This window comes from Corynebacterium sp. KPL1986, assembly GCF_000477975.1.
Classification (GTDB): Bacteria; Actinomycetota; Actinomycetes; order Mycobacteriales; family Mycobacteriaceae; genus Corynebacterium; species Corynebacterium accolens.
In genome coordinates, this window is record NZ_KI515719.1 from 703,133 (window position 1) to 720,613 (window position 17,481).

The 17,481-nt window shown below is 58.9% G+C and carries 14 protein-coding genes; 1 reads left to right on the forward strand and 13 read right to left on the reverse strand.

Annotated elements, in window-relative coordinates; genetic code table 11:
- Window positions 1-87: 87 nt before the first annotated feature.
- The 13 genes from HMPREF1287_RS03255 to HMPREF1287_RS03315 all read right to left on the reverse strand — a co-directional run bounded on the left by HMPREF1287_RS03255 (window position 88) and on the right by HMPREF1287_RS03315 (window position 15,938).
- Entirely contained in the window at window positions 88-585 is a 498-nt protein-coding gene (locus HMPREF1287_RS03255) for a DUF421 domain-containing protein (RefSeq protein WP_023017409.1), read from the reverse strand.
- A 186-nt stretch (window positions 586-771) separates the two neighbouring features.
- Window positions 772-2,856, reverse strand: coding sequence for a bifunctional UDP-sugar hydrolase/5'-nucleotidase (locus HMPREF1287_RS03260; protein ID WP_023017408.1), 2,085 nt, complete (start codon window positions 2,854-2,856; stop codon window positions 772-774).
- Between the two features lie 193 nt (window positions 2,857-3,049).
- Window positions 3,050-5,344 (reverse strand): bifunctional (p)ppGpp synthetase/guanosine-3',5'-bis(diphosphate) 3'-pyrophosphohydrolase, encoded by a 2,295-nt coding sequence (locus tag HMPREF1287_RS03265; protein WP_034654063.1) that lies wholly within the window; start codon window positions 5,342-5,344, stop codon window positions 3,050-3,052.
- Between the two features lie 85 nt (window positions 5,345-5,429).
- Window positions 5,430-5,975 carry an adenine phosphoribosyltransferase gene (locus HMPREF1287_RS03270; protein WP_023017406.1) on the reverse strand — a complete coding sequence of 182 codons (546 nt, stop codon included), beginning with the start codon at window positions 5,973-5,975 and terminating at the stop codon, window positions 5,430-5,432.
- Between the two features lie 50 nt (window positions 5,976-6,025).
- Window positions 6,026-7,777: an ABC transporter substrate-binding protein gene (locus tag HMPREF1287_RS03275; RefSeq protein WP_023017405.1), complete on the reverse strand. Its 1,752-nt coding sequence runs from the start codon at window positions 7,775-7,777 to the stop codon at window positions 6,026-6,028.
- A gap of 65 nt (window positions 7,778-7,842) precedes the next feature.
- Window positions 7,843-9,015 (reverse strand): protein translocase subunit SecF, encoded by a 1,173-nt coding sequence (secF, locus tag HMPREF1287_RS03280; protein ID WP_023017404.1) that lies wholly within the window; start codon window positions 9,013-9,015, stop codon window positions 7,843-7,845.
- A gap of 2 nt (window positions 9,016-9,017) precedes the next feature.
- A complete protein-coding gene (gene secD, locus HMPREF1287_RS03285; protein ID WP_023017403.1) occupies window positions 9,018-10,901 on the reverse strand; it encodes a protein translocase subunit SecD in 1,884 nt (627 codons plus the stop codon).
- A gap of 278 nt (window positions 10,902-11,179) precedes the next feature.
- Window positions 11,180-11,554, reverse strand: a complete 375-nt coding sequence (yajC, locus tag HMPREF1287_RS03290; RefSeq protein ID WP_005283298.1) for a preprotein translocase subunit YajC — start codon at window positions 11,552-11,554, stop codon at window positions 11,180-11,182.
- 89 nt (window positions 11,555-11,643) lie between these two features.
- A complete protein-coding gene (gene ruvB, locus HMPREF1287_RS03295) occupies window positions 11,644-12,723 on the reverse strand; it encodes a Holliday junction branch migration DNA helicase RuvB (RefSeq protein ID WP_005278995.1) in 1,080 nt (359 codons plus the stop codon).
- Between the two features lie 36 nt (window positions 12,724-12,759).
- Window positions 12,760-13,368 (reverse strand): Holliday junction branch migration protein RuvA, encoded by a 609-nt coding sequence (gene ruvA / locus HMPREF1287_RS03300; protein ID WP_023017402.1) that lies wholly within the window; start codon window positions 13,366-13,368, stop codon window positions 12,760-12,762.
- An 81-nt stretch (window positions 13,369-13,449) separates the two neighbouring features.
- Window positions 13,450-14,022, reverse strand: a complete 573-nt coding sequence (gene ruvC / locus HMPREF1287_RS03305; RefSeq protein ID WP_005283305.1) for a crossover junction endodeoxyribonuclease RuvC — start codon at window positions 14,020-14,022, stop codon at window positions 13,450-13,452.
- Window positions 14,023-14,211: 189 nt separating this feature from the next.
- The gene (locus HMPREF1287_RS03310; RefSeq protein WP_023017401.1) at window positions 14,212-14,967 is read right to left on the reverse strand and encodes a YebC/PmpR family DNA-binding transcriptional regulator; all 756 of its coding nucleotides are present in this window, start codon (window positions 14,965-14,967) and stop codon (window positions 14,212-14,214) included.
- 92 nt (window positions 14,968-15,059) lie between these two features.
- A complete protein-coding gene (locus HMPREF1287_RS03315; RefSeq protein WP_084519546.1) occupies window positions 15,060-15,938 on the reverse strand; it encodes an acyl-CoA thioesterase II in 879 nt (292 codons plus the stop codon).
- 142 nt (window positions 15,939-16,080) lie between these two features.
- On the opposite strand from HMPREF1287_RS03315, the gene HMPREF1287_RS03320 reads away from it, so the two are divergent.
- A complete protein-coding gene (locus tag HMPREF1287_RS03320; RefSeq protein WP_034654064.1) occupies window positions 16,081-17,481 on the forward strand; it encodes a DUF2029 domain-containing protein in 1,401 nt (466 codons plus the stop codon).

The window sequence follows — 17,481 nt, forward strand, 5'->3', positions numbered from 1 at the left end:
GCACAGCGGTTTCGCATATTCTGGGGCAGCCAGAGCACTACCCAGATGGACCTTCGCACCGGTTCTGCGCCCCCTGCTCAGAACCCTTTAAGATTCCTTTGCCCGCCTGATGTATCCAGAGCCGACGAGGTCATTGAATATCTCTGGGTCGATTTCTTGGCCATTCTTAATTACGGAGATGTGGCCGGTGGGCTCTAAGACCATGACCTGGACGTCTTCCATGCGGCCGAGGCCAGACTTGCGCACTGCGGAATATACGTCCGAGCGAGTGATGTGGGAAACGGTGAGATTATCGTCGATCATCTCGCCCTGAAAGACGATGAGAACGGGCCGGCGATCTAAAAACCGCGTCCACTTCACCACCTTGCGGATGGTACCGAATGCAGCCTCTAGGGCCATAAGGGTTGTCAGGCCAATAACGCCCGCGGCCAAGGTGGGTGGAACGCCGATAATCACACGCCCGGCAACGGCACCGAACATAATGATGATGATCGCGTCAGAGGCCGTCATGGAGGTCAATACGCGGGAGCCAAACAGCTTTACCAAGACCATAAAGGCAAGATAGATGCCTAAGGTAGACAACATGACCACAGGAACTCGATGTAGCTCGATTCCTAGTTGAAAAGTAGCCTCGCGTAAAAACCGTTCAAAGATATCCACGGCATTTGAGATTACTAGGCTATAAGAGAATGCACAGAAAAATAAGCGCTTTTCCTCGAGGTAAGGGGAGGAAAAGCGCTTAGTGTCAACGCGCAGGAATTAGATTCCTATTTAGATGTGAAAGGTCTTGCGCAGATCGTCAAAGATGGCCCGCAGCGGTGCCGGAAGCACCTGAGGATTCAGGCCAATAAAGGCTATCCCTGCCGCGAGCGCCGCGATGATGGCCAGGGCTGCGCCGCCAAAGGACGAGCCTTGCGGGAGCTTCGGGGAGTCTTCATCTTCTGAACCATCCTCTTGGGAGCCGGCCTCGTCACCGCCGGCTTCACCCACTTCCACGGGCAGGATCGCTTGCGTGCCGGCATCGGTGGTGATTTTCAGGTTCTGGGAGCCGGTCAGGCCCTCTGGAACGGTCAGCTTTACCTGCGCGCGGCCGCGCTCGCCATATTGGTCATCGCCTTCCTGCTTGGAATTATCGATATCGGCGGTTGCTTCCTCATCTCCTAGCTTCACCGTGACGGTCTTGGCCATGGGCTCGCCCTCGCTGGTGTAGTTCAAGCTGGACAGATCGACGGTGATTTCTTTGCCAGGGACAATTTCACCATCGATGTGGGCGCCAATTTGGCCCTGTCCCTTGCGGACTTCGGACTCGCCGGACGCGATGTAATCGATCATGGCTTGGGCGTCCATGTATCCCACATCGTTCTTGTCCTTGATGGAGCCTGCCTCAAAATAGCCATCGCCGCCTTTTTCGCTGTCGCTGGACGCGAGGAAGGAAGAAAGCGCGATGGAATAGTCTTTGTTCGGGTCAAGGGGCTCGCCGTTGATGGTGACGGACTTGACGCGCTCACCCTGGGCTGCCTTGTAGTCATAGACCACCTGCACGTTATTGGACAGGCCCATGGCTAGACGCGGCCGGCTGCTGCCCTCTTGCCACTGGTTTTCTAAAGCGGTGATGAAGTCCTTGCCGGAGACCTTCGCGGTAATAACGGAGTTACCAAATGGCTGGACCTCAAAGATGTCCTTGTAGGTGACGTCGCCGCCCTGCAAATCGGCGCGCACGCCGCCGGCATTCATGACGCCGAGGTCGATGTCCTCGCCCACCTGCTTGCTCATGGCATAACGCTGCCCTTCCGCGATGAAGTTATTCAGGGTGGACTCGACACCACGGTTGGAACCTGACTTTTGCCCCTCATCGGAGCCGCGGAACAAGTCGGTTTCGACTGTGCCAGCGGTCTTCGAGCCTTCTACCTCGGCCTCATCCTGTGCCTTCTTAACGATGCCCGCAATCTCAGCATCCGGCTCTACCTGCGCGGCAGCAGTCGCATCGTACTGCTTGAGCTCAATGCTTTTTACCTTGCGGGCGGCCTTGTCGTAGGTAATATCGGCATCATTAAGCAGCTTGCCGTATTCGTAGCCTTGTGCCCACTGCAGTGGCAGCGCGCCCTCACGCTCTACCGTGCCCTGGGTGGTCTGGTGGGTATCGCCACCGAAGAGGATATCGACATCCTTATTGAAGCCTTCCGCATATTCCTCCGCATCCTCGTGGAAGAGGGAAACCACGACATCCGCCTCGCCGCTTTCCTTCAAACGGGTGGCTTCCTTGTTCGTTGCCTCAACGGGATCGGTAAAGGTAACGCCCGGAATCTTTGCCGCAGATACCTTGAATTTGGTGTTTTGGGTGACGGTGCCGACGTAGCCGACCTTCACGCCGTCGATTTCTTCCACATGAGAGGCATCCAAGAGCGGCTTGCCGTCTTTTAATACATTGGCGCCGAGGATGGGATAGTCAGAAGCTGGCTCAATACGGTCCGTTAGGTCCTCGGTGCCCTTGTCGAATTCGTGGTTGCCCACTGCGGTGACCTTCATCCCCATGGCATTGAGCGCCTCCAGAGTGTACTTGTCATCCGAGATGGCCGAGACGAATGCAGAACCGCCCACGTTATCGCCCGAAGAGGTGAGGTTGAACTTTTGGCCTTCGTTGACCTGCTTGATAAGCGATTGCAGGCGGGCCACGCCAATCTCATCGCCCGCCTTAGCAGGGTCGCTCAGGCCATCTTCCAAGTGGCCGTGCAGGTCAGTGATATTGGTGACCGAGATGGTAATCGTATCCTCCTGCGCTAGGGCGTGTGTGCCAGAAAGCGCGACGGCGGTAACGGTGGTAGCGGCCACCAACTGGCCAATGCGACGGAACCGCATAATTACTCCTGTGTCGTAGAAAGCATTCAGACAATATATACCGCTTTCTTAACCAACCCGCAGGAAGCACAACCACCGTGAACTGGGCTTTTACCTTTCCTCCGCCAAGAGTTCACACAATCGTCACGTGCGCGTAGCCCGCGCGTTGCTCTATCAAGCAACCGCACAGGGAGGTAGCCGCGCGGGAAGGCGGTTAGGCAGTCACACGGTAGACGTCAAAGACGCCCTCGGTATTGCGCAACGTCGTCATCAAGGACCCCAGCTGTTTGGTATCCGATACGGAGAAGGTAAAACGCATCGTGGCAATTTGGTCCTCGCCGCGGTTCGAATTCATCGTCAACACATTGATGTTCTGATCGCTTAATACCCGCGTTAGCTCAGACAGCAGGCCCTGACGGTCCAATGCCTCAAGCTGCAGCGTGGCAGAAAACGCACCGGTAGAAGAGGTGCCAGAGGACCACTCCACCTTCAGCATGCGCTCCGGCTCAGATTTGAGCTTTTCCGCGTTGGCGCAGTCCGCACGGTGCACGGACACTCCCCCGCCGCGGGTGACGAAGCCAAAAATGGCGTCCCCAGGCACTGGCTGGCAACACTTCGCGAGCTTGGCCATGACATCGGGGCTTCCCTCCACCAAGATGCCCGTGCCGGAGGCGGAGTCCTTGGTATGCTGCGCGCGGGACTGCTCGAGCTCCGAGAGTGGGGTTCGGGAAGCCAGGGCATCCACGGCATCATCGCGGTCGCCGAACATGGCCACCAATTGGTTGGCCACGTGCTGTGCGGAGACGTGGCCTGCGCCGATAGCTGTGTACAGGGCATCGACATCGGAATAGTGCAGCTGTTCTGCGACCTGTTTCATGGAGCTGGCGGTAAACAGGCGGTGCATCGGCAAGCCGCCGCGCTGCACCTCAGAGGCCAAGGCATCGCGCCCGGCTTCGAGGTGCTCCTCGCGCCTTTCCTTGGCAAACCACTGGCGCACCTTCGCCTTGGCCCGCGGCGAGACCAAGAATTCCTGCCAATCGCGCGATGGGCCGGCGTTGGGATCCTTGGAAGTAAAGATTTCTACCTTGTCGCCGGATTTCAGCGGCGATTCTAGCGCCACCAATTTGCCGTTAACCTTGGCGCCAATGCAGCGGTGGCCAACCTCCGTGTGCACGGCGTAGGCAAAATCTACCGGGGTGGAACCCGCCGGCAAATCCACCACATCGCCCTTTGGGGTAAAGGCGAAGATCTGGCGCGCCGTCAGGTCATAGCGCAATGAATCGAGGAACTCATTGGGGTCTGCCGCTTCCTTCTGCCAATCCAGCAGCTGACGCATCCAAGCCATCTGGTCCACCTCTTCTTGGTGCCCAGAATTCTTGCCCTTCGTTTCCTTATAGCGCCAGTGCGCGGCGACGCCGAATTCGGCGTTGTAGTGCATCTCGTGCGTGCGGACCTGTACCTCCAGTGTTGCTCCGCCGTCCGCGAGCACCGTGGTGTGCAGAGACTGGTAGACGCCGAAGCGCGGGGAGGAAATATAATCCTTAAAACGCCCAGGCAAGGCCTGGTAAATGGAGTGCACGACGCCAATGGCGGCGTAACAGCTATTGATGTCATCCACCAGTACGCGGATGCCCACTAGGTCAAAGATCTCCGCGAACTCGCGGCCGCGCACGACCATCTTTTGATAGATGGACCAGTAGTGCTTCGGCCGGCCCATTACCTCGGCCTCGATGCCGTTTTCCTTTAAGGCGGCACTGACTTGGTTGATGATTTCCTTCAAGGCGCGATCGCGCGAGGGCGCGCGCTCTGCCACCATGCGCACGATTTCGTCGTACTTTTTGGGATAGAGGATGGCAAAAGACAGATCCTCTAACTCCCATTTCACGCTCGCCATGCCCAACCGGTGGGCCAAGGGGGCGATGACCTCTAGCGTCTGGCGCGCCTTCTTGGCCTGCTTTTCCGGCGGCAAAAAGCGCATAGTGCGCATATTGTGCAGACGGTCGCTGACCTTGATGACCAGCACGCGCGGATCGTTGGCCATGGCGACGATCATCTTCCGGATGGTCTCGGCTTCCGCCGCAGCACCCAGGGCCACCTTGTCCAGCTTGGTCACGCCATCAACAAGCCGGGCCACTTCGGGCCCGAAGTCGCGAGTCAGATCCTCCAGCGTGTACTCGGTATCCTCCACCGTATCGTGCAAGAGTGCTGCAACGATGGTGGTGGTATCCATGCCGATTTCCGCGGCGATCGTAGCCACGGCTAGCGGGTGGGTAATATACGGCTCGCCCGACTTACGGAATACTCCCTCATGCAGCCTTTCTGCGGTGTTATAGGCAGCGTTGAGCAATTCCGCATCCGCTTTGGGGTGGAATTTCCGGTGAATGGACATGAGGGGATCGAGCACCGGGTTAATCTTGACCCGCCCGCCGGTCAGTGACCGGGCAAGGCGGGCAGACATGCTCCGCATCCCGTTATTAGCCTGGCGTTTTGCTGACTTATCAGTGGCCATCTCTACCGCCCTTCACAATGCCACAGCCTATAGTGCTGGCTGCGGCGCCTTTCCAGATCGTGTGATCTAGCTTAGACACACCATCTTAGTCAGCGTCATCTAGCACAATAAGCGGCGGGCCCGATAAGCGCTCCCGGCCGTTCAGGCCCTTAACCTCTAGCACCACGACGTTACCCGCAACCTCGGCGCCGGCAGATTCAAGCAGCAGCTTGGCGCCGTGGAGGGTGCCACCGGTGGCCAGGACGTCATCGACAAGCACCACGCGCTTGCCCTTCACATCAACGCCGCTGGCGGGGATCTCCAACGCGGCCGAGCCGTACTCCAGCTCGTATTCTTCGGTATAAACCGGCGGCGGAAGCTTGCCCTTTTTACGAATGGCCAAAATGCCCAAGCCCAACTTGTATGCCACGGCTGAGCCCAGCAGGAATCCGCGGGCATCCAGGCCGCCGATAAGATCCGCGCCCAACTCCTCGCAGGCGGCCGCTAGGCCATCAACGACGGCCTGAAATGCCTCAGGATCGGCCAATACCGGGGTGAGATCTTCAAAGAGGATTCCTTCCTCTGGAAAATCCTGAACGAGGCGCACCTTGTCGTGCAAAGCTTGTGCTGCTGATTCGTACTGGGAACTCATCATCTTCCTTGAGAAATAAATAGCGAGAAATAATTTGAGAGGAAAAAGGGCTAAGCCTTTTCCACAGGTTCTTGTGCCGACACGTGCCAACGGTCCATGTTCCAGCCGATGCCCGAGATGCCAGTGTACGGCAGGACACCCTCCACGTCGCGGTGAACGATGAACACGCGCGGCTGCGCAGCAACAGGAATGGAGGGAACGCTGTCCCACAGCTGCTCTTCCTGTTCCTTGAGCTGCACGGAGTTTTTGATGCTGGAATCTGCCGCAGAGTACTCGGTCAGCGGGTCGACCGGGCCCAAGAAGGCATCAATGGTGGGCTCACCTGTTTCCGGATTGGGGTTGAGATAAAACTGCGATAGCTGTTCGTCCGCAGCGTCCTCAATGGTAATGCCCGCCGGTTCGCACGAGGCGCGCAGCGCCTCGACCATCGCCTGGTAGCGCTTATCCGGGCCAACGTAGCCCACCTTGATGGTGGTGCCGTTCAACTGGCCGGCCGCAGCCATGTCCGTTCCTTCGTGGTCCTTCGCCACCGATCCAAGCGTTTGGGCCACCGGATCCTGTACGGACACGGTGCGGACATACGCCGGCGGGACGTCGACGCCAGATATTTCGGAGCTCTTGTGTGCCAGCGCCGCTTGATCAACGCAGGCGGCAAATGCCTTCCTTGCAGAAGGCTCTGCGAAGATCCCGGCCTGTGACAGCGTCAGCGTATCGGTTTGCAGGCCCACCTTGGTGGTCGTCTCAAACTGGTCATTGCCTGCGCCCGCGGAGTCCTCCCCAGCGGAGTCGTGGTCTGGTTCTTTGCCTTCCGCGGATTCTGCGTCCTCACCCGCGTTCCCGGAAAGCCAGCCGGGCGCCGCGGTGGCGGAGTCTGCCACCTTGAGTACGCCCTTATCCTCAAGCTCCTGCGCGTCGGCGCTACTCGGCCACACGACGAGCCGGTCCAAGGCAGGCTTATCGCCGCGATACTGCTCATTGGCCTTTAAGAAAACCTCGCCAGAATCGCCGACCTTTTCTGCTGTGAAGGGGCCATAAGACACTTGCAACTCGGGATCAAAATCATCCTTGGCAGTGGAAAACCCATAGCGCCACAACTCAGCCACTGGCTGCAGCGCCGCCATGTCTTCTGCGTGCAGGGCCGCGTTGAGATCCTCCATGCTCATGTCCGTCTTCTGTGCAAGCGCGTGCGCAGGCATGACCGTGCCAGGGCCAAACATCTGGCGCCAGCGGTGGCCCTGGTCTTTATAGAAGGTCAGCGTAAAGGCCTTGCTGTGCGGTGCGCACTCGATGTCCGCGATGTCATTCATCAGCGGCATATGCGAGGCAAACTCCACCGGGTGCGTACCGGCCGTATAGGCAAGCAGGTAATCATCGCAGGTGACGGGGGCGCCGTCGGAGAATGTGGCGTCATCGGCAAGCGTCAAACGCACGCTTTCCTGGTCGCTATCTGCTGCGGGCGGAAGCTTTTCGGTCTCGACCAAATCCGCGTTGGGAATGAGCTGTCCGGAGGGACCTGGCACGAAAAGGCCGGGATAAAGGCGCGTCGAAAGCTGCGCCGCGGAGGTGGTGCTGCCGAAGGCGGTACCGGCATTCGTCGTTGCCAACTGGGAGTTGACCATATAACCGGTGTAGTTATAGGACTCCGGATCGCTGGGCGCTGCCTGGTCACCGCTATCGGATTCCTCGCTGCTGCACGAGGCCGCTACCAGCGCAAGGGCGGAAAGCCCCGCCGCAATAGCCGTGATTTTGGGACGGCTACCCCACCACCGTGTGGTGCCTAGTCTGCGTTCCACGGTACGCACAACCCCCTTTTTCTCCTTCAAAGACCGAGCTTTACTCTGCCTGATTATGCCGTGCTTCAGGGCGATTAGCGGCCTGGGCGCCAGGTAGCACCGGTATGACCGGAGACGCTACTGCCGTGATCGGATTGCTCTTCTGCCACTTCCTTGCGGGTCTTGGCCCCGGCATCGGAAGGCGTGACCACCTTGCGCTTCGCAGAACGCTCTTGCGCCGGTTCACCATCCTCAGACTTACCCGCGCGGTAATCCAGCACACGCTGCGTGTGCTGTTTGACGCGCTTGGTCCAATTAGCAAACGTCACCACCAACGGGGTGGCCAAGAAGATCGAAGAGAAAATGCCCTCGATAACGCCGATGAGCTGGATCAGCGCCAGATCGCGCAGCGTGCCGATGCCCATCAGCCACACGGCGATGACGAACAACGCGATAATCGGCAGCGCGGAAATGATGGACGTAGAAATAGAGCGCATGACCGTCTGGTTGATCGCCAAGTTGGCCAGCTCACCGTAGGTCTTAGAACGTTGGCCCTCCAGCCCCGCCGTATTTTCATTGACCTTGTCAAAGACGATGACGGAGTCATAGATGGAGAAGGTCAGCACGGTGAGCAAACCGATGATGACGGCGGGAGAAACTTCAAACCCAAAGAGGGCGTAGATACCGGCGATGACGATGCCATCGATAATAAGCGCCGAGATGGCAGCAAACGCCATGATCTTTTGCAAGCGCACCGCCACATAGATGGTCGCAGCGACGAGGAATACGACCATGGCCAGAATCATGCGCTGGGTAATGGAAGAACCCCAGGACTCGGACACGGTGGAGGAACCAATGGCGTCCGGGGTGGCCTCCCCGTTTTCATCCTTTGGCTGGAATTCCTCATAGATTGCGGACCGGGCGCTATCTACCTCTTCTTGGCTCAGGCGCTCAGAGGTGATTTCGAGCGTCTCAGAATCGCCGGCGCCGACGATGCGCACCTGCTCGGGTTCAACGCCGGTGGAGTCCTCAAAGACGGTAGCTACCTCGTCCTCTTTCAAGTCCCCAGCGGGCATGGACAAGGTGGTACCTCCCTCAAAATCGAGGGAGAGGGTGAACCCGCGAATCAAGATGGCGGCGATGGCGCCGACGAGGAGCGCGGCGGTAATCGCGTACCACCGTTTGGTGTGGCCAATGAAGTCATAGCCACGCTCGTCTTCATAGAGACGATCCAAACGCGAAATCTTGTGTTTAGTAGATACGGCCATGATTATTTCTCCTCATCTTCCGCAGCTGCTGAGGGCGCTGAGCTCTCAGACGAATCGGCGCTAGCGGATGCCGAATTGTCAGTGGCGCGCGCCTGCGATGCGGTAGCAACGCCGCGGGACTCCGCGTAGTAGCCGCGTTCGCGTCGCTCTTCAATCAGCGCGTAAATTCCGCCCAAACCGTTCATCGATGGCTTGGCTGCCGCTGGGCGGCGGCCGATGATCTGCATCAACGGCGCCATGACCAGGAAGGACACGACGAGGTCGAAGATCGTGGTCAAGCCCAAGGTGAACGCGAAGCCCTTTACCTCACCGATGGCGAGGAAGTAGACGATGACAGAACCAATCAGCGTCACCGCGTTACCGGTCACGATGGTGCTACGCGAACGCTCCCACGCCTTCTGCGTTGCTGACCTGAAGGTTCTACCCTCTAGGAGCTCATCCTTGATGCGTTCGTAGTAGACCACGAACGAGTCCGCGGTCGCACCGACACCGATGACTAGACCGGCGATACCGGACAGGTCGAGCGAGTACCCGATCCAACGCCCCAGCAGGACGATGGCGCCGTAGGTCAGCAGGCCGGAGCCAAGCAAGAAGATGACGGACACACCGCTGAGCGCGCGGAAGTAGTACAGCGAGTACAGGATGACCAAAATCAAACCTGCCAAGCCTGCCCACAGGCCGGCCTCGAGCGCTGCCTTACCCAGTGTCGGCGGAATGGACTCTACCGTGCCGCCGGGCTCGCCGTTTTCGCCGGCAAAGGACAGCGGCAGTGCACCATAACGCAGGTTATTGGCCAAGTTATTGGCTTCTTCCTGGCTAAAGTCACCGTTAATGGAGGTAGCAGAGCCGTACGGGGTAGCGCCCTGGATAACCGGCGCCGAAATGACGGCCGAGTCAAGGGTGATGGCAATCTGGTCGTTCAGATGCTCCCGCGTGAGGTCAGCCCAGGTCTGGGAACCGTTCGGGCCATTGCCGGTCTTGAAGGAGAAGCTAATCTCCATCTGGCCGGACTGCGGGTTCAGGCCGCCATTAATCGGGGAATTGGTATCAATCTCATTACCCGTCAGGCGGGTGCCGTCTTCATCCTCAACGCCGTTGAGCAACGGCGCTGGCTCCAAGACATAGGGGGTGCCGCTGTCGTAATCACAGGTCACAAAAGGCTTGGACGGATCGTCCGCACCAGCCAGTGGGTCGGCGGAGCCTTGGCAGGTTAAAAGCGACGAGGCCGCTGCCTGCGTTGTCGGATCGTCCGATTGGCGGTCCTTCAACAACATCTCAGTGACTTCGTCGCGGCGCTCGGTCTGCTCAATGGAGTTTGAAGGCTCGTCCAAGGGCTTGGCGGAGACCTTCGGCGCCTTGACGTCCTTCGGCTCCTTGCCTTCCGCCTGCGCTTCTTGCTGGGCCACGGCATTGGTGACGTCTTCCAGCTTCTTATTCGCCTCGTCCTTGTCTAGGACGCCGTATTTGACCCACCGGTTAGCCATATCCTCCAGCTCTTTGTCGAGCTTGTCCAGATCCGGCGCGGAGGGTTGTGCCACTGGGCGGAAGTACAGCTGGGAGGTCTGCCCCACCGCCTGGGCTTGGGACGCATCCTCGCCCGGCACGGTGATGACGAGGGTATTGCCGTTAATGACGACCTCGGAACCAGAAACGCCCATGCCGTTAACGCGCTGTTCCAAAATATTGCGCGCTTGCCGTAGCTGATCCTGGGTGGGGTCTTCACCTTGTGGCGCCAAGGTAACGCGGGTGCCGCCCTGCAGGTCGATGCCTAGCTTCGGGGCGGCTTGGCGGTTTCCGGTAAAAAAGACCAGCGCATAGATAACAACCACGATAAGCCCAAAGAGCGCGAGGGCGCGCTTGGGCCATTGGCGGTTGCTATTTTTCATAGCGCCTCTAGATGATGCGGACAACGATATTCTCCTGTGCACTGCAAACCAGGGTGATTAAACAATAAATACGGCCCGCCCGATTCGGCGCGGGCACGTTAACAACGCACAATCGTACGTCATGGAACAACATTTTCCTTAACGGGGTCCGCGATTCAGCGAAAATGTGTCAGGTTCTACGTTTCTCATAAGCCGAGTGCAGGTTCAGAGAACCCCCAGCTTATGCACAGAATACGCCCGCGGCCTACTCGGAAAAGGGCGCGGGCGGTAACGAGGACTTAACGGCTAGAGGGCTGCTCACCTTCCCCGCCGTTGAATCCATCATCATTATTGTTCTCACCGTTATCGCGCTGCGCCTCTACGGCATTGTTTGCACCACCGCGGTCAAGCTTCTGGGCCTCGCTTTCGGTGCGCACCACCGCCATCTTGTCAAAGGTGAGGGTAACGCCCGGGGAAACCTCGAGGTCCACGCTGGTATCGGTGGTTCCCCGCACCACGCCGTGGACACCGCCGGCGGTGACGATGCGATCCCCATTCTGCAGGGAGTTTTGCAGCGATTGCATATCGTTCTGGCGCTGGCGTTGCTTACGCATCGCCATAAAGGAAGGAATGATGAACAAAATGACAATGATGATGAGAAAGATGATTTCCATAACTTTCCAGTATGCCAGACCGTTTCGTTCACAAAAACCATGAGTCGGTTCCACCTCTGCGGCCGCGCTAGCGCGGTGCCCACGCTTGCCTAAAACAGCCCAATCGCGCCATCGGGAGGCGTCAGGCCGAGGTGTTGCCAGGCGGCGGCGGTGGCGACCCTGCCCCGCCCAGTGCGCGAAATCATGCCGGCGCGAACCAAGTACGGCTCACATACCTCCTCCACGGTGGAGGGTTCCTCGCCCACGGCGATGGCCAAGGTATTCACACCCACCGGCCCGCCGCCGTGGCCGTTAATCAGGGCATTGAGGACGGCGCGGTCTAGTCGGTCTAGGCCCATTTCATCGACGTCGAATACCTCCAGCGCCCCTTGTGCTGCGGACAGATCGATGCGTCCGGTGCCATTGACCTCTGCATAATCGCGCACGCGGCGCAGCAGGCGGTTGGCAATGCGCGGGGTGCCGCGCGAGCGGGAGCCGATTTCCACGGCGGCATCGTCATCGATGGCAACGTCCAAGATATGCGCCGCACGCTTGATCACGCGGGTGAGATCCTCGGTGCTGTAGTACTCCATTTGGGCGGTAAAACCGAAGCGATCCCGCAGCGGACCGGTAAGCATTCCCGCTCGCGTTGTCGCCCCGACCAACGTAAACGGCGGGATCTCCAAGGGAATCGAGGTAGCACCCGGCCCCTTGCCCACAATCACATCGATGCGGAAATCCTCCATGGCCATATAAAGCATTTCTTCGGCAGGCCGGGCGATGCGGTGGATCTCATCGATGAACAGCACGTCGCCTTCCATGAGGTTGGAGAGCATCGCCGCCAGGTCGCCCGCCCTCTCCAGCGCCGGCCCGGAGGTCATGCGCAGCGATGTGCCGAGTTCCTGCGAAATGATCATCGCCATGGTGGTCTTGCCCAGACCGGGCGGCCCCGATAACAGGACGTGATCCGGGGTGACCCCGCGGTTCTTCGCGCCGGTAAGCACGAGGGAGAGCTGCTCCCTTACCTTGGGTTGCCCAATGAATTCCGTCAGGGACTTGGGGCGCAGGGAGCGCTCGATATCGTGTTCTTCGGCGTGAGCGGTGGCTTCCACATCACTATTGTGCTGGGATTCGTGCGCCTTACTCATCCCCTCTGGGAGGTTGAACTCGGTGCGCTCAATATCGGACATGCTGTAGCCTTTGTGTCTTCTTGACGTCGTATTCTTTTAGCCCTGCTTACCCAACTGGGCCAGGGCCGCACGCAGCAAGGTTGAGGTATCCGCCGCAGGGGCTTCGGCGTATGCCGCCTCCACCACGGGGCGAGCCGCCTTCTCAGTAAACCCTAGGCCCAAGAGGGCTTCAGTGACACTATCGACAACTGGGCCACCGGCACCTGTTGCCTCCGACGCAGCATCGGGCACGGGAGTTCCAGCAAAGCGCTTTACCTTATCCTTGAGCTCCAGGGTAAGGCGTTGGGCCATGCGCTTGCCGACGCCCGGGATAGACTGCAGCGCCTTCACATCCTCCCCGCCAATCGCTGCGGCCAGTTCTTCTGCCCCCATGACGGATAACGCGGCCAAGGCGAGTTTGGGCCCCAAGCCAGACACAGATTGCAGCACTTGGAACATTTCGCGGTCATCGTCGCTGGTAAAACCGTATAAGGTCAATGCGTCTTCCTTGACCACCAAGGTAGTGAGCACAAAAGCGGTTTCTCCGCGGCGCAAGGTTCCCAACGTCTTTGCGGTGGCTAAGAACTTATAGCCCACCCCGCCGCATTCAATAACGCCGTGGTCTAAACCAATGTGGAGGACTTCTCCCCGCAATGCCGCAATCATTTTCTACCGTGCCTTCCTACCTGTGTGCGCTTTCAACATGACCTAATAATGAACAAACTTAACCTGTGGGGGTGTGGCGAGCTAAGGCTGAACACCCTTCCCCCGCCCGCGGACGCCGCTGGTCTTTGCGCCGAGCCCTAAACCGGTACTATCCATTCTCACGATCGCTGGCGCCCGCCAGCAGTGGCAGACGGCCAGCGCCAATGCATCCGCCGCATCCGCCGGCTTGGGCGGCTCCGTAAGCCCCAGGATACGGGTGATCATGGTCGTCATTTGCTTCTTATCCGCGCGCCCATTGCCAGAAATAGCCTTTTTCACTTCGGATGGGGTGTACATGTACACCGGAATATCCCGCTCGGCGGCCGCGAGTACCAGAACCCCTACGACGTGCGCGGTCTGCATGACGGTTGAGACCTGGCCGCGTTCGAAGACGCGCTCTATGGCCACCACATCCGGCGAATAATCGTCCATCCATTCCTTGGCCGCCACGGATAGCCGCAAAAGCCGTTCGGTCAGATCCTTATCGCTGGGAGTCCGCACCACTCCCACGGAGACGGGAAGGATCGCGCGCCCGCGCCCGGCTTGAACTACGGACAGGCCACAGCGGGTGAGCCCGGGATCGATACCCATCACGCGCATGCCTTCGATATTCACACCCGCCCACTCCCCGTTCCGCGGCCTCGTCGTTACCAATCTTGCTCCCCTATTATGTCTTACACACACATGTTCTACAACACGGCGAGAACCTAGGGCCCCAATAAAGCACAATAAAAAGCCCGGCGCCGACATCTCCGCATCCGCGAAGAGCCGCCACCGAGCTAGTGCCTAATAAGAGCAGTATCCCTACTCTGCGTTTAGCTCCGCTAGGACCTCATCGGATAGGTCCATATTGGTATATACGTTCTGGACGTCGTCGGAGTCTTCCAAAACATCGATGAGGCGGAAGATCTTCTTCGCGTCATTGGCGTCAAGAGGTACCTCGACGGAGGCGCGGAAATCGTTATCGGAGTCATCGACCTCGATATCGGCTTCCTTGAGTGCTTCCTTTACGGCCTGCACATCCGTGGGAGCGCAGATGATCTCGAATTTCTCGCCCTGGTCCTTGACCTCTTCGGCGCCGGCATCGAGGACCGCCATCAAGACGTCGTCCTCGCTCAGCTCGCCCTTTTCCACCAAGACGTAACCGGTGCGGGAGAACATATAAGCAACCGAGCCGGATTCACCCAGGTTGCCGCCATTCTTGGTCATTGCGGTGCGGACATCGGTAGCAGCGCGGTTGCGGTTATCGGTCAAGCATTCAATCAGCATTGCGACACCGTTGGGGCCATAACCCTCGTACATGATGGTCTCCCAGTCGGCACCACCGGCTTCTTCACCAGAACCGCGCTTGCGGGCGCGTTCGATGTTGTCATTGGGGACGGAGGCCTTTTTGGCCTTCTTAATCATGTCATCGAGCGTTGGGTTGGCCGCAGGATCACCACCGCCGGTTCGCGCCGCCACTTCAATGTTCTTAATGAGCTTGGCAAATTCCTTGCCGCGCTTGGCGTCATTGGCAGCCTTCTTGTGCTTGGTAGTTGCCCATTTTGAGTGGCCTGACATTAAGTCCCTTTCTAATTGGGTTCTAAATCTGTTGACAATTATACGTGCCCTGCACGAACTGGGAAAAGCGCCCCCAGGATACGGAGGCGTTTCTAGACGTTATGCCAATTGCCATGGGCGGAACCGCTACCCAAGTTCTCATCGAGGAACCGCGTCAAGCCCTCCTGATTGACCAGCGCAACGAGTTCGCCCTGTTCAGTGAATAATTTACCGCGCGCGATGGCCGTGCCTTGCGACGCTGTAGGCGATACCTGCTCATAAAGCAGCCACTCATCCACGCGGAAGGGGCGGAGAAACCACACCGCGTGGTCGAGGCTTGCTAATTGGATCTTCTCTCCCTGGTGCGGAATGAGCGCCGACCGAATGAGGGTCATATCGGACATATATGTCAAGGCAGCGCGGTGGAATGCGGGGTCGCTTCCAAGCTCGCCGGTATTGCGGAACCAAATATGGCGGTATCCGGCACCGGTTACCTCCGCGGCGGCATCATCGCGGCCTTCATCGGGGACCAAACGGATATCCCAATCAGTCCACTCCTTCAAGATGATTCGGGTGGAATAGGGTGCCCCGCCACCGCGGCGCGCGGCTTCATCGGGGCTTAGTACCTGCGGCGCCACATCCTGGTGTTCGGGCCCTGTATCACCATCGCGGTGGAAACTAGCCAGCAGAATAAAGACGAGGCGGCCATCTTGGATGACCCGAACCTGCCGGCTGGCAAAAGAACGTCCGTCGCGCAGCCTTTCCACCCGCAGCTCCAGCGGCTTTTTCGTATCACCGGGTCCAACGAAATAGCCGTGGAGGGAATGCACCTGCTTATTATCTACAGTCCTTTGCGCCGCGGCTAGCGCCTGCGCTGCCACCTGCCCACCAAAGGTGCGCTCAATCTGCGAGGGAATCGCCGGGCCAGAAAAGACATCCGCTTCTTGGGTGCCTTCTAACGCTAAAACCTCAGAAATGGTGCCCACAGTCATCCTTCCTTGTGCGCCTACTATGCGCTATATCACGTAAGTTCTTATCTGCCTTGCCACCCTACTCCCTAGCCGGTCGAACCCCAGTGGCTAGCAACCTGATTCGAACTACCCACTGCCCAAATTTTTTCCTAGAATCTTTTGGGTGAAAAGAATCGCGTCAGTTCCTGCAGTATGGGTGGGCTGGGTTCTCGCCCGCTTGGTATTGGTCTATTTCTTAAAACTCGACCACAGTGCACGCGGCGATGTTGCCTATTATTTCGCTGGGCTTTATGGCGACGATCCCACGCTGATGACCGAATACCCCCATGCGGGAACGTGGCCCACCATCATCTTAAGTTGGTTTACCGGTGGGGACCGCGGCGTGTTCTACATCGGCTTTACCATCATGACGCTGCTTGTCGATGCCACCTTCCTCGCCCTCCTGCTGCGCCACCACCAGCGCAATAAGCGCGTTTTCCTCGCCGGCTGGTTCTGGGTCTTCTTCGGTACGGCCGCAGGTCACGTCTTTGTGTGGCGCCTGGATATCTTCCCTGCGGTTGCCGTCGCCGGTGCCGCCGCGCTCCTAATTTCTCATCCCAAGACCGGCGCCGCTCTCTTGGGCTTCGCCACCACCATGAAGCTCTGGCCAGGAGTCCTCGCCGCCGGGCTGGTGGGGCGGTTTAATAGCGCTAATTCCTGGCTCCGCCTGGTGTCCTTCTTCGGCTCCGTTGCGGCACTATCTGCGCTGACGGTCACCACCTCCGGCATGGACCGGCTCCTTTCACCCCTGGACTATCAGGGGGTGCGCGGACTCCAGCTCGAATCCGTTCCAGCGACCTACCTGCTCCTGCAAGCCCACCTCAACCCGGGCAAGTGGCATCTAGGCTATGCGCCGTCCAAGAGTTTTGAGATTTCTGGCCCAGGAGTCGATACCGCCATCATGTGGAGCACCATCGCGACGGCCGGAATGCTCGTCTTCGCCCTGGGCTGGGCGCTGTACCGTTTTATTGCTGGCGGCTGGACCTCACGCACCACCGTTGCCTTCTTTACCCTCATGGTGCTGCTACTCATTGCCACCAATAAGGTATTTTCGCCCCAGTACATCATCTGGCTCGGCCCGCTATTCGCGGTGGTCGTACGCCAACAGCTCTTCGCCGGGTTCGTCCCCATCAAGATCTGCCAGGGCCTTCTCGCAGTCTGCGCGGTTGCCGCCGCCGCACTCGGCACCTACGCCTACCCGTTCCACTATGACTACCTGTGGAAGTACGTGGGCGCAGACCTTACTCCGGTCTACGTCCTCGTTGCCCGCAACGTGCTCATCCTCGTCATGGTCCTCATCGCGCTCATTTGGTTCATCCTTGAGATAAGCCTGTCGCGCCGCATAGAAAAGGCCATCGTGGCAGCAAGCGGCCTGGAACAAGCCCAGGAAGCCGCCGCAGAGGCCGCGCCCTCACCAGATACCGGGCGAATCAACGTGCCGGGCTCCGACACCGCCGACGCCGATGCCAACGCCGCCGACCCTGACGCGAGCACCGATGCCACCACACAGGTGCCGCGCGGCTAA

Coding starts and splice junctions, on each gene's coding strand:
- ruvA (WP_023017402.1), bottom strand. CDS start 13,368: ATGATTGCGGCATTGCGGGGAGAAGTCCTCCACATTGGTTTAGACCAC.
- secD (WP_023017403.1), bottom strand. CDS start 10,901: ATGAAAAATAGCAACCGCCAATGGCCCAAGCGCGCCCTCGCGCTCTTT.
- HMPREF1287_RS03315 (WP_084519546.1), bottom strand. CDS start 15,938: ATGACTGTGGGCACCATTTCTGAGGTTTTAGCGTTAGAAGGCACCCAA.
- HMPREF1287_RS03255 (WP_023017409.1), bottom strand. CDS start 585: ATGTTGTCTACCTTAGGCATCTATCTTGCCTTTATGGTCTTGGTAAAG.
- HMPREF1287_RS03270 (WP_023017406.1), bottom strand. CDS start 5,975: ATGAGTTCCCAGTACGAATCAGCAGCACAAGCTTTGCACGACAAGGTG.
- HMPREF1287_RS03265 (WP_034654063.1), bottom strand. CDS start 5,344: ATGGCCACTGATAAGTCAGCAAAACGCCAGGCTAATAACGGGATGCGG.
- HMPREF1287_RS03310 (WP_023017401.1), bottom strand. CDS start 14,967: ATGTCAGGCCACTCAAAATGGGCAACTACCAAGCACAAGAAGGCTGCC.
- ruvB (WP_005278995.1), bottom strand. CDS start 12,723: ATGTCCGATATTGAGCGCACCGAGTTCAACCTCCCAGAGGGGATGAGT.
- HMPREF1287_RS03260 (WP_023017408.1), bottom strand. CDS start 2,856: ATGCGGTTCCGTCGCATTGGCCAGTTGGTGGCCGCTACCACCGTTACC.
- yajC (WP_005283298.1), bottom strand. CDS start 11,554: ATGGAAATCATCTTTCTCATCATCATTGTCATTTTGTTCATCATTCCT.
- secF (WP_023017404.1), bottom strand. CDS start 9,015: ATGGCCGTATCTACTAAACACAAGATTTCGCGTTTGGATCGTCTCTAT.